General features: G+C 51.4%; 11 protein-coding genes, 8 tRNA genes and 1 other annotated feature (1 of these 20 only partly in view). Of the genes, 15 read left to right on the top strand and 4 right to left on the bottom strand.

The features are described 5' to 3' along the window. The first annotated feature begins 119 nt into the window (after positions 1-119). From ACTNCH_RS12415 to ACTNCH_RS12390, 6 genes are all read left to right on the top strand, one after another. Positions 120-193 (top strand) — tRNA-Asp (locus tag ACTNCH_RS12415). 63 nt (positions 194-256) lie between these two features. Further along, positions 257-329, top strand: a tRNA-Val gene (locus ACTNCH_RS12410). 23 nt (positions 330-352) lie between these two features. Next, positions 353-425 (top strand) — tRNA-Thr (locus ACTNCH_RS12405). Between the two features lie 46 nt (positions 426-471). After that, positions 472-553: transfer RNA gene (locus tag ACTNCH_RS12400), tRNA-Tyr, on the top strand. Positions 554-595: 42 nt separating this feature from the next. After that, positions 596-669, top strand: a tRNA-Met gene (locus ACTNCH_RS12395). 45 nt (positions 670-714) lie between these two features. Continuing rightward, positions 715-787, top strand: a tRNA-Phe gene (locus tag ACTNCH_RS12390). A gap of 65 nt (positions 788-852) precedes the next feature. Here ACTNCH_RS12390 and ACTNCH_RS12385 read toward each other — a convergent pair. Both ACTNCH_RS12385 and ACTNCH_RS12380 read right to left on the bottom strand, forming a co-directional pair. Next, positions 853-926, bottom strand: a tRNA-Val gene (locus ACTNCH_RS12385). A 23-nt stretch (positions 927-949) separates the two neighbouring features. Next, positions 950-1,022, bottom strand: a tRNA-Ala gene (locus tag ACTNCH_RS12380). Positions 1,023-1,223: 201 nt separating this feature from the next. Here ACTNCH_RS12380 and ACTNCH_RS12375 point away from each other — a divergent pair. From ACTNCH_RS12375 to rsmI, 7 genes are all read left to right on the top strand, one after another. Continuing rightward, on the top strand, positions 1,224-2,249 hold the full coding sequence (locus ACTNCH_RS12375) for a threonine aldolase family protein (RefSeq protein WP_441019471.1): 1,026 nt from the start codon (positions 1,224-1,226) through the stop codon (positions 2,247-2,249). Continuing rightward, on the top strand, positions 2,240-3,721 hold the full coding sequence (locus ACTNCH_RS12370; RefSeq protein ID WP_441019470.1) for an aminotransferase class I/II-fold pyridoxal phosphate-dependent enzyme: 1,482 nt from the start codon (positions 2,240-2,242) through the stop codon (positions 3,719-3,721). The genes ACTNCH_RS12375 and ACTNCH_RS12370 overlap by 10 nt, the downstream gene beginning before the upstream one ends. Positions 3,722-3,784: 63 nt before the next feature. Next, positions 3,785-4,372: a guanylate kinase gene (locus ACTNCH_RS12365; protein ID WP_441019469.1), complete on the top strand. Its 588-nt coding sequence runs from the start codon at positions 3,785-3,787 to the stop codon at positions 4,370-4,372. A gap of 75 nt (positions 4,373-4,447) precedes the next feature. After that, on the top strand, positions 4,448-5,437 hold the full coding sequence (holB, locus tag ACTNCH_RS12360) for a DNA polymerase III subunit delta' (RefSeq protein WP_441019468.1): 990 nt from the start codon (positions 4,448-4,450) through the stop codon (positions 5,435-5,437). Between the two features lies 1 nt (position 5,438). Continuing rightward, on the top strand, positions 5,439-6,365 hold the full coding sequence (locus tag ACTNCH_RS12355; RefSeq protein ID WP_441019467.1) for a PSP1 domain-containing protein: 927 nt from the start codon (positions 5,439-5,441) through the stop codon (positions 6,363-6,365). Next, positions 6,355-7,092, top strand: a complete 738-nt coding sequence (locus tag ACTNCH_RS12350; protein WP_441019466.1) for a tRNA1(Val) (adenine(37)-N6)-methyltransferase — start codon at positions 6,355-6,357, stop codon at positions 7,090-7,092. Before ACTNCH_RS12355 ends, ACTNCH_RS12350 begins: the two co-directional genes overlap by 11 nt. Before the next feature lie 9 nt (positions 7,093-7,101). Further along, positions 7,102-7,944, top strand: a complete 843-nt coding sequence (rsmI, locus tag ACTNCH_RS12345; RefSeq protein ID WP_441019465.1) for a 16S rRNA (cytidine(1402)-2'-O)-methyltransferase — start codon at positions 7,102-7,104, stop codon at positions 7,942-7,944. 64 nt (positions 7,945-8,008) lie between these two features. Here rsmI and ACTNCH_RS12340 read toward each other — a convergent pair whose 3' ends face one another. Continuing rightward, positions 8,009-8,263 (bottom strand): AbrB/MazE/SpoVT family DNA-binding domain-containing protein, encoded by a 255-nt coding sequence (locus ACTNCH_RS12340; RefSeq protein WP_158363844.1) that lies wholly within the window; start codon positions 8,261-8,263, stop codon positions 8,009-8,011. A gap of 232 nt (positions 8,264-8,495) precedes the next feature. Between ACTNCH_RS12340 and ACTNCH_RS12335 the strand changes: the two genes are divergently transcribed. Together ACTNCH_RS12335 and ACTNCH_RS12330 are read left to right on the top strand one after the other, a co-directional pair. After that, complete coding sequence (locus tag ACTNCH_RS12335) at positions 8,496-9,098, top strand: nucleoside recognition domain-containing protein (protein ID WP_441019464.1); 603 nt, start codon at positions 8,496-8,498, stop codon at positions 9,096-9,098. A gap of 16 nt (positions 9,099-9,114) precedes the next feature. Continuing rightward, positions 9,115-9,639: a spore maturation protein gene (locus tag ACTNCH_RS12330; RefSeq protein ID WP_441019473.1), complete on the top strand. Its 525-nt coding sequence runs from the start codon at positions 9,115-9,117 to the stop codon at positions 9,637-9,639. Positions 9,640-9,701: 62 nt separating this feature from the next. Here ACTNCH_RS12330 and ACTNCH_RS12325 read toward each other — a convergent pair whose 3' ends face one another. Further along, positions 9,702-10,295 carry a 50S ribosomal protein L25 gene (locus ACTNCH_RS12325; RefSeq protein ID WP_441019463.1) on the bottom strand — a complete coding sequence of 198 codons (594 nt, stop codon included), beginning with the start codon at positions 10,293-10,295 and terminating at the stop codon, positions 9,702-9,704. Between the two features lie 258 nt (positions 10,296-10,553). Further along, positions 10,554-10,592: a binding site (T-box leader), on the top strand (it continues 218 nt past the right edge of the window).

Here is a 10,592-nt window from a genome sequence, read left to right as displayed (position 1 = left end):
CTGTTACTAATAGGTCGAGGGCTTGACCAAGAGTGTGAAGCGAAAGCGGAACGCGAAGCGTCATAGGATAGAAAATGTCTAAAGAGATATGCAGTATATAGTTTTGAAGGTGTAATTAAGGCCCGATGGCTCAGTTGGTTAGAGCGCCGCCCTGTCACGGCGGAGGTCGTGGGTTCGAGTCCCATTCGGGTCGCTTATATTGAGTAATCAATATATAAATATCGTACTGACTGCTACATGCATGTCGAGTGCAAATGGGATCTTAGCTCAGCTGGGAGAGCATCTGCCTTACAAGCAGAGGGTCATAGGTTCGAGCCCTATAGGTCCCATTTTACAACCTAAAAGTTGTAGTGCCGATGTGGCTCAATTGGCAGAGCAGCTGATTTGTAATCAGCAGGTTATCGGTTCGAGTCCGATCATCGGCTTCACGGAACTGAAAAAGGTACATTAGCCGTTGTTGGACCGTGTCATGGGGGAATTCCCGAGTGGCCAAAGGGGGCAGACTGTAAATCTGTTAGCTGTGCTTTCAGTGGTTCGAATCCACTTTCCCCCACTCTGGTTTATCTTTTAGATAAGCCACTTTTTAATTTCATATCGCGAGGTGGAGCAGTCTGGAAGCTCGTCGGGCTCATAACCCGAAGGTCACAGGTTCAAATCCTGTCCTCGCAACTAAAGAGTACGGAGAAACGACTCGTACTCTTATTTTATAAAAATGCCCAGATAGCTCAGTTGGTAGAGCAGAGGACTGAAAATCCTCGTGTCACTGGTTCGATTCCGGTTCTGGGCACTTTTTTTATGTCTGGAATTCATAGAACAGAAAATCCCCAGGAAATTTCCTGAGGATTTTTTTAGTGGAAGTAATGGGGCTCGAACCCATGACCTCTCGCGTGTGAGGCGAACGCTCATCCCAGCTGAGCTATACTTCCGTATTTATAAAATGTTTGTTCCATGGACCTGAAGGGATTCGAACCCTCGACCTCTGCGTTGCGAACGCAGCGCTCTCCCAACTGAGCTACAAGCCCTTGTTGTTTCTATGCTTCATTGTAGCACTTTACCACAGGAAATCAAGAGAGAATCCTATAAAAAAAGCAACTTTTTTCCGGAAAATTCGTGAGAATCTGAAATGAACAGGCAGATTCGTGATATAATTACGATAAAACAGAAAACCATAGTATAATAAAGGCAACATCAGGGTGCGGGGATAGAAAAGAGGAGGTTATAGTATGATTTCATTTGAAAATGATTACTCAGCAGGAGCCCATCCGCGGATTATACAGAGACTGACGGAGACGAACATGGAGCCGCTGCCGGGCTATGGCTCAGATGTATATTGTGAAAACGCGAAACGGAAGATCCGGGAGGCGGCAGAATGTCCGGAGGCAACGGTGGAATTTCTGGTGGGCGGTACCCAGACCAATGCAGTAGTCATTGGTTCCATGCTGCAGCCTTACGAAGGTGTGGTAGCAGCAAAGACCGGCCATGTAAGTTGCCATGAGGCGGGAGCCATCGAATATACCGGCCATAAGGTGCTGACCCTGCCGCAGCACCAGGGAAAAATCGACGCAGGAGAATTGAAGACTTTTCTGGAAACCTTTTATGGGGATAGCAGCTATGAGCATATGGTATTTCCGGGAATGGTATACGTGTCCTGGCCTACAGAGTACGGCACACTCTACAGCCGGGCAGAGCTGGAGGCCATCGCGCAGGTTTGCCATACCTATGAAATGCCGCTGTATCTGGACGGCGCCCGTCTGGGCTATGGACTCATAAGTCCGGAGGCGGATATGACCCTGGCGGATATCGCGCGGATCTGCGACGTCTTTTATATCGGAGGCACCAAGGTGGGAGCCCTCTGCGGGGAAGCGGTGGTATTTCCGAAGGGGAACGCGCCGAAGCATTTCCTGACGCGGATCAAGCAGCAGGGCGCGCTGCTTGCCAAGGGACGTCTTCTGGGCGTTCAGTTTGACGAGCTGTTTACGGGAAACCTGTACCTGAATATCAGCCGCAACGCCATAGAGAAGGCAGAGGAACTGAAGCGTCTGCTCCATGATAAAAATTACACCTTTTATCTGGAGTCTCCGACCAACCAGCAATTTGTGATCATGGAAAATGGACAACTGGAAGAATTGAAGAAGCATGTGGCAGTCAGCTCCTGGGAGAAAGTCGATGAGAACCATACAGTTGTGCGCCTGGCGACCGGCTGGTATACAACCGCAGAGGACATGGAGGAGCTGGGCCAGTGGCTGTAGAAAAATTTGGCGGCCCCCTTTACCGGAAGCTGGCCGACTATGGGGCATCGGATTTTTATGCTTTCCATATGCCGGGACATAAGCGGCTGATAGGGGAATTTGAGAATCCATTTCATATGGATATTACGGAGATTGACGGCTTTGACGATCTGCACCACCCGGAGGCAGAGGGAATTTTGACAGAGGCCCAGCGTCGGGCGGCGAGGGTCTTTGGAGCGGAGGAGACGCATTTCCTGATAAATGGAAGTACGGCTGGGATTTTAAGCGCTATCTCAGGCTGCACGAAGCAGGGTGGGACGCTTTTGATGGCCCGGAACTGTCACCGATCCGCCTATCACGGGGCGGAGCTTCGGGGCTTGAAAACAGAGTATCTTTATCCACAATACCTGGAGGAATTGGGGATAAACGGGGCGGTTTTACCGGAGGATGTGGAAAAGGCCCTGAACGAAAAGAAAGAAATTCAGGCAGTAATGATCGTATCGCCCACCTACGACGGCGTCTGCTCAGATGTGGAGCGGATAGCGGCCGTCTGTCACAGCTTTGGGGTGCCGCTGATCGTGGATCAGGCCCACGGGGCGCATTTTCGGTTCTCGGAGTATTTCCCGGAGGATGCGGTGAGCGCAGGGGCAGATGTGGTGATTCACAGCGTCCATAAGACATTGCCCTCCCTGACCCAGACGGCGCTGCTGCATGTGCAGGGAAAGCTTGTGGATCGGGAGCGGATTCGGAAGTTCTTGTCTGTCTACCAGAGCAGCAGTCCATCCTATGTGTTGATGGCGTCTATCGACGCCTGTGTGGATCTGATAGAACGGGAAGGGCGGGAGCTTTTTGAACAGCATGTGCGAAAGCTGCGGATGTTCCGGGAGAACTGCCGGGATTTGAAAATGCTGTATCTGGCCGGAGCGGACCGGGGATCGGATTTTGACCGGAGTAAGCTTCTGATTTCTGCAAGGAGAGCGAACCGGATCGGGGTCGGATTGACGGGCGAAGAGCTGTCGCGGATTCTCCGGGAACGTTATCATATCCAGATGGAAATGAGCGGACCGGATTATGTGGTGGGAATCGCAAGCGTCGGAGATTCACAGGAAGGCTTTCGGCGGTTGGCGGAGGCTCTGCATGAGATGGATCGGGAACTCGACAGAACTGAGCTAACAGAAGGCACAGATAGAAAAGCGAGAAATGAAAGCGCGAAGAGCAGCGCCCTGCCTCGTCTGGAGGCCGTTCTGACCATCAGCGAAGCAGGGGAGGCCGAAGGCACTTGCAGGCCTCTGGCGGCCTGTGAGGGCGCTGTATCGGGAACTTATGTGTATCTCTACCCGCCGGGCATTCCGGTTCTGGCGCCGGGGGAGCGGGTGACGGCAGAGCTATTGAAATGTGTAGAAGCCTGGCTTACAGCCGGCTATGAGGTACATGGTCTGGAAGCTGATTCCGAGGGAAACCCTGCTTTAAAAATAGTGATAAATCATAATTAGCTGTGCAAGTTACAGGAACGGACGGAGCAGAAATCCGGAATAGCGGATAAAACGGAGATAAAAATGGGAAAATTGTTTTATGTAATCGGAAAGAGCGCCACCGGCAAGGATACCATTTTCCAGAGCCTGCTGGGGCAGGAGGGGCTGGAACTGAAGCCGCTGGTGCTCTACACCACCCGCCCCATGCGGGCCGGAGAGCAGCCGGGGGTACAGTATCATTTTACCGATGAGGCGGGGCTTTTGGCCCTTCAGAAGGAGGGAAAAGTCATCGAACTCCGGGCTTACGATACCGTCTACGGCGTGTGGAAGTATTTTACAGCAGATACGGAGGCTACGGATCTGACCCGGCAGAACTACGCAGGGATCGGCGTGCTGGAGTCCTATCGGGCGCTGCGGGATTATTACGGCGCTGACCGGGTGGTTCCTATCTATATTGAGGTGGAGGACGGGGAACGGCTGCAGCGGGCCCTCGATCGGGAACGGGCGCAGCAGGAGCCTAAGTACGCGGAGCTTTGCCGGAGATTTCTGGCGGACAGCGAGGATTTTTCCGAGGAAAATATAGCGGAGGCCGGGATTGAAAAACGGTTTTTCAACCGGGATCTGAAGGAATGCATACAGGAAATCTCGGATTATATCATGGAAAATAAGTAAAAACAAAAAGCTGTTTTTTCTAAAAAATGTATGGTATACTAAAAAGAGTATTTTTATTAGGGAGGATGTGAATATATGGCCGGATTTTCTGAGATTCTGGGACACGAGCAGATCATCGAACATCTGCAGAATGCGATACAGATGAAAAAGGTATCCCATGCCTATATTCTGGACGGAGAAGAGGGTGCGGGAAAGATGATGTTGGCCCGGGCCTTTGCCCAGACACTCCAATGCGAACGGGGCGGAATCGAGCCCTGCGGGGAATGCCATTCCTGTAAGCAGGCGCTGAGCGGCAATCAGCCGGATATTATTACGGTGAGCCATGAAAAGCCTGCGTCTATTGGCGTGGAGGATATCCGGGGTCAGCTCTGCGGCGACATTCAGATCAAGCCCTACAGCAGTCCCTATAAAATCTATATTGTGGACGAAGCGGAAAAGATGACGGTGCAGGCGCAGAACGCGCTCCTGAAGACGATCGAGGAGCCGCCGGCCTACGGGGTGATTCTGCTTCTGACCACCAATGCGGACGCATTTCTTCCGACGATTCTGTCCCGGTGCGTGACCCTGAAGCTGCGACCGGTAAAGAGCGAGGTAATTCGGGCATATCTGATGGAGAAGTATCAGATTCCTGACTATCAGGCCGATGTATGTACGGCCTTTGCCCGGGGAAATGTGGGAAAAGCACAGCGGCTGGCCCAGTCGGAGCAGTTTGCGGAGCTAAAGGAACACCTGATTCATCTGCTGCGCCATCTGCGGGATATGGAGATTTATGAACTGACGGAAGCGGTGCGCTCCGCGTCGGAATATAAGGCGGAGATAGGCGATTATCTGGATCTGATAGCTCTGTGGTTCCGGGATGTGCTGCTGTTCAAGGCCACCCGCCAGATTGACGGACTGGTTTTCGCGGAAGAGATAGGAGATATCAGCGCACAGGCCCAGAAGAGCTCTTACGAGGGCCTGGAGCGGATTTTAAAGGCACTGGAGAAGGCTAAGGTACGTCTGAAGGCCAATGTGAATTTTGAGCTGACGATGGAGCTTCTCATGCTGACAATAAAGGAGAATTAAGATGGAAAAAGTCATAGGCGTCAGATTTCGGAATGCGGGAAAGATATATTTCTTTTCTCCCGGAAAGCTGGATATTCCCAAGGGAAAGCATGTGATTGTAGAGACCGCCAGAGGCGTGGAATACGGATATGTAGTTGTGGGAACCAAGGAGGTAGAGGAAAAGAAGATCATTCAGCCCTTAAAGCCGGTTATCCGGCTTGCGACTCCGGAGGACGACACAAGGGAAGCGGCCAACCGCTTTAAGGAAAAAGAGGCGTATAAGATCTGTCAGGAAAAGATCCGGAAGCATGGACTGGAAATGAAGCTGATCCAGGCGGAATATACCTTTGATAACAATAAGGTCCTGTTTTATTTTACCGCGGACGGACGAATTGATTTCCGGGAGCTGGTAAAGGATCTGGCCAGCGTGTTCCGGACGAGAATTGAGCTGCGGCAGATCGGCGTCCGGGACGAGACAAAGATCCTGGGCGGTATCGGAATCTGTGGAAGACCCCTGTGCTGTCACACCCATCTGTCGGATTTTGTTCCGGTATCCATTAAGATGGCAAAGGAGCAGAACCTGTCCCTGAATCCCACGAAGATTTCCGGCGTGTGCGGCAGACTGATGTGCTGTCTGAAGCATGAGCAGGAGACCTATGAGGAGCTGAACAGCCATCTGCCGGGATTGGGAGATTATGTGACGACCTCCGACGGGCTGAAGGGCGAGGTGCAGAGCGTCAATGTGCTGCGTCAGAAGGTGAAGGTTATCGTGACGGTGGACGGCGATGAGAAGGAGATTCGCGAATATCCGGTGGAGGAGCTGAAGTTCCGTCCCAGAAAGAAGAAGGAAAAGGGCGATAAAGGCGATCGGGGAACATCCGATAAAGAGCTGAAGAAGCTGGAGGCCCTGGAAAAGCAGGAGAGGAAATCAAAGCTGGATGACAATTAAGTTAAAAGATGGAGAACGGCTGGATGATCTGCAGCGGAACGGCTATCAGATTATCCAGAATCCGAGCAAATTTTGTTTTGGCATGGACGCGGTGCTGCTGTCCGGCTTTGCAAAGGTAAAGCGGGGCGAGCGGGTTCTGGATCTGGGAACCGGTACGGGAATTATCCCGATCCTGCTCCGGGGCAAGACCGAAGGACGAAGCTTTACCGGGCTGGAGATCCAGGAGGAGAGCGCGGATATGGCCAGAAGAAGCGTGGAGCTCAACAATTTGACGGATTCCGTTTCCATTGTCCAGGGAGATATAAAGGAAGCAGCTTCCATCTTTGGGGCGGCTTCTTTTGATGTGGTCACCTGTAATCCGCCCTATATGACCGGTAATCACGGTCTGGTGAATCCGGAGCTGCCGAAGGCCATCGCGCGGCATGAGGTTCTGTGCAGCTTTGAAGACGTGGCGCGGGAAGCGGCCAAGCTGCTGCGGCCCGGCGGACGCTTTTATCTGGTACACCGTCCCTTCCGGCTGGCGGAGCTTATCACCACCCTGGTGAAGTATAAGCTGGAGCCCAAGCGGATGCAGCTGGTCTATCCCTATGTGGACAAGGAACCCAATATGGTGCTTCTGGAGGCCTGCCGCGGCGGCCGTTCCCGTATGACGGTGGAGAAGCCGCTGATTGTATACAAAAAGCCCGGCGTCTATATGGACGAGATCTACGATATTTACGGCTATTAAGGAGATAACATGCAGGGAACGTTATATCTGTGCGCCACACCCATCGGTAATCTGGAGGATATTACCTTCCGGGTGCTGCGTATCCTGAAAGAGGTAGATGTGATTGCGGCGGAGGATACCCGCAACAGCATTAAGCTTCTGAACCATTTTGAAATTCATACGCCCATGACCAGTTATCATGAGTACAACAAGTTCGATAAGGGACGGGAGCTGGTGGAGCAGCTCCGGGCCGGCAAAAATATCGCGCTGATCACCGACGCGGGTATGCCCGGCATTTCCGATCCGGGCGAGGAGCTGGTGAAAATGTGCGCGGAGGCCGGGATTACTGTAACCGTACTTCCGGGAGCCTGCGCCTGTGTGACGGCGCTGACCCTGTCGGCCCTGGGAACCAGACGTTTTGCCTTCGAGGCCTTCCTACCATCGGATAAAAAGGAGCGGCAGAGCGTCCTGGAAGAGCTGAAAAATGAGACGCGGACGATGATTCTCTATGAAGCGCCCCACCGGCTTTTGAAGACACTGGGAGAGCTGAAAGAGACACTGGGAAATCGGCAGATTTCCGTGTGCCGGGAACTGACCAAGAAGCACGAGACCATTTTCCGGACGGATCTGGAAGCAGCTATTCGCCATTACGAGACGGAAGCGCCCAGAGGCGAGTGCGTGCTGGTGATCGAGGGAAGAAATCCGGAGGAGCTGGTAAAAGAAAAGCAGGCGGCCTGGGAGCAGATGACGATTGCCGACCATGTGGCGCAGTATGAGCAGCAGGGAATCCAGCATAAAGAGGCCATGCGGCTGGTGGCCAGGGACAGAGGCGTGTCCAGGCGCGATATTTACCAGGCGCTGTTGGAAGAATAGAGGGTATATGTAGAAAAAACCGGAAACCCGCCTGGGGCTTCCGGTTTTTGTATGCTGACAATTATTAAATCAAGTTAGCTTTCTTTGCTAATTCTTCAATCGATTTTTTAGAAACCATTTTACCATGAAATTCAATAAGGTCATCTCGGTCTCCAGTGAAAATATCCGTCGGTGCATACTTCTTTAAAATAATTTTGTCATCTTCAACATAGATCTCGAGAGAATCGCGTTCTTCAATTCCGAATACTTTTCGTAATTCCATAGGAAGCGTGATACGTCCGAGTTCATCCAGTCTTCTGACCACTCCGGTGTTCTTCATTGCTTCTCCTCCTTAAATAATGGTAACAATCAATTTCTGTATTATAGCAAAAAAACCATAAGATTCCAATAGGAATTTGTATTTTTTAATAGGTTTTTTATAAAAAGTATGATAAAAATGTATGAAAAAAGGATAAATAAGATAAATATTGGAAACAGGTCAGGGGAAGGCAAAAAATTTCCATAAATACAGATAGACGGGAATATAGTAGTAAAAAACAGGAGAATTGTGAATGCTGAATATTCTGTGGGCAGCTATGCTGCTCCTGGGAATTCTTTACGGGAGCATACAGGGAAAGCTGCCGGAGCTGACCCAGGCGGCCTTGGATTCGGCCGGTGAGGCGGTGACGCTGTGTATCACCATGGCAGGGATTATGGCTCTCTGGGTGGGGCTGATGGAGATTGCAAAAGAAAGCGGCGTCATCGGGCGGGCGTCCAGGGCCCTGGGTCCATTTATAAATCTGATGTTTCCGGACCTGCCGTGGGAGCATCCGGCCCGGGAGTATATGACAGCCAATATGATAGCGAATATCTTCGGTCTGGGCTGGGCCGCCACACCGGCGGGACTAAAGGCCATGGAGGCTCTGGGGGATCTGGAGGAGGAACGACGGAAATCCGGCGTCCGAGCCCGGAAAAAGGGGACGGCCAGCAATGAAATGTGTACCTTTCTGGTATTGAATATTGCGTCGCTTCAGCTGATTCCGGTGAATATCATCGCTTATCGGAGCCAATACGGCAGTGTGAATCCGGCGGCCATTCTGGCGCCGTCCCTGCTGGCGACCCTTCTTGGCGCAGCGGTGGCGGTAGGATTTTGCAAGCTGATGGACAGGAGGTGAAGGGGTGACAGGAATCATGCTGTATCTGTCGGATCTGATGGTGCCGCTCCTGATTTTTTATGTGGTGACAGAGGGGGTGATTGCCAGAAGACCGGTGTATGACGACTTTGTAAAAGGGGCGAAGGAGGGGCTTAGGACGGTGGTGCAGATTCTGCCGACGCTGGTGGGGCTTATGACAGCCGTGGGCGTCCTTCGGGCCTCCGGCTTTCTGGATTTCCTGGCGGAAGCCCTGGGGCGGGCGACAGAAGGGATTCATGTCCCATCGGAGCTTCTGCCCCTAGCCATTGTCCGGATGTTCTCCTCTTCGGCAGCTACGGGTCTGGCGCTGGATCTTTTCCGGGAATATGGGACAGATTCCTACGTGGGGCTGGCGGCGTCGATTATGATGGGGTGTACAGAGACGATTTTCTATACCATGAGTATCTATTTTCTGACGGCAAAAGTAAAGAAAACCCGTTACACGCTGCCGGGCGCGCTGCTGGCTACGGCGGTGGGAATCGCCGCCAGCCTGTGGCTGGCCGGGAAGCTGGTATCGGTATAAAGGGACAAAAAGAAGCCTGTTCCGAAACAGAACAGGCTTCCTCTATCCTATCTAATGTCTGCTTATGCCTCTGTGGCTTCACCCTCGGTGTCAGCGTCTTCCTCTACCGCAGGATTGTGTACCTCAATGACGGTAGCGACGGTAGCGTCCGGAGAAGTATGCAGGTCGATGGCAGGATTCTTCGCGATATCCAGATCCTTTACCTTCAGTGTTTCGCCGACCTTCATGTGACTGACATCAACTTTAATCTTGTCAACCAGATCTGCGGGCAGTGCCTTGTAGGTAACTTCCTGAAGCATTTGCTGTACCACGCCGGCCTGGACATCGTCCTGACCAAGCAGAATTACCTCAGCTACGGAATGAACCTTTTCATTGCTTACCAGTGCCTGGAAATCAATCTCCAGAAGCTGTCCTCTTAAGGAATCATAATCGATCTCCTTAATCAGCGCGTCGTAGGTCTCGCCTGCGACCTCCAGCATTACCTGGCTTCCTTTTCCTTCGGATCTTAAGATTTTCTCAGCGTCTGCCTTGGTAATCTGAAGGGGAATGGATTCCTTCATCTCGCGGCCGTAGATATTGCCGGTAACATAACCTTCACGTCTAAGTTTCTTGGCTTTCGTCAACATGTCTCTTTTTTCAGCTTTTAAAGTATTCATTTATCTTTTCCTCCAAAATCTGAATCGCTTAGCAGCCTTCCACTTTGTGTTGCAAACAGGTATTGTTAAGTGGTTCTATATTTACTTTACGGTGCTTATTATAGCACTGATTTTGAAAAGTGAAAGAGTAATTTTTCACAAAAATAGCGGAGAAAAACCCGTAAAAAACTGAAAATTTTAAGAAGGCTCTTTCCAGGCAGCAGGAAACTTGACAAAAAAATTATCCTGTGTTACGCTTCTTTTATATCAGTTAAAAATGCAAACGCTATGAAGAAAAGAGTAGGCTGTATGCGTCTT

This window comes from Candidatus Merdisoma sp. HCP28S3_D10 (assembly GCF_052065835.1).
Classification (GTDB): Bacteria; Bacillota; Clostridia; order Lachnospirales; family Lachnospiraceae; genus Laedolimicola.
The sequence above is the reverse complement of the archived record's forward strand: the minus strand, read 5'-3'. Positions and strand labels throughout refer to the sequence as shown.

Excerpts from the sequence above, each read along its gene's own strand:
- ACTNCH_RS12340 (WP_158363844.1), bottom strand. The coding sequence starts at position 8,263 with ATGAAGAACACCGGAGTGGTCAGAAGACTGGATGAACTCGGACGTATC.
- ACTNCH_RS12355 (WP_441019467.1), top strand. The coding sequence starts at position 5,439 with ATGGAAAAAGTCATAGGCGTCAGATTTCGGAATGCGGGAAAGATATAT.
- ACTNCH_RS12365 (WP_441019469.1), top strand. The coding sequence starts at position 3,785 with ATGGGAAAATTGTTTTATGTAATCGGAAAGAGCGCCACCGGCAAGGAT.
- ACTNCH_RS12325 (WP_441019463.1), bottom strand. The coding sequence starts at position 10,295 with ATGAATACTTTAAAAGCTGAAAAAAGAGACATGTTGACGAAAGCCAAG.
- ACTNCH_RS12330 (WP_441019473.1), top strand. The coding sequence starts at position 9,115 with ATGCTGTATCTGTCGGATCTGATGGTGCCGCTCCTGATTTTTTATGTG.
- holB (WP_441019468.1), top strand. The coding sequence starts at position 4,448 with ATGGCCGGATTTTCTGAGATTCTGGGACACGAGCAGATCATCGAACAT.
- ACTNCH_RS12350 (WP_441019466.1), top strand. The coding sequence starts at position 6,355 with ATGACAATTAAGTTAAAAGATGGAGAACGGCTGGATGATCTGCAGCGG.
- ACTNCH_RS12335 (WP_441019464.1), top strand. The coding sequence starts at position 8,496 with ATGCTGAATATTCTGTGGGCAGCTATGCTGCTCCTGGGAATTCTTTAC.
- ACTNCH_RS12375 (WP_441019471.1), top strand. The coding sequence starts at position 1,224 with ATGATTTCATTTGAAAATGATTACTCAGCAGGAGCCCATCCGCGGATT.
- rsmI (WP_441019465.1), top strand. The coding sequence starts at position 7,102 with ATGCAGGGAACGTTATATCTGTGCGCCACACCCATCGGTAATCTGGAG.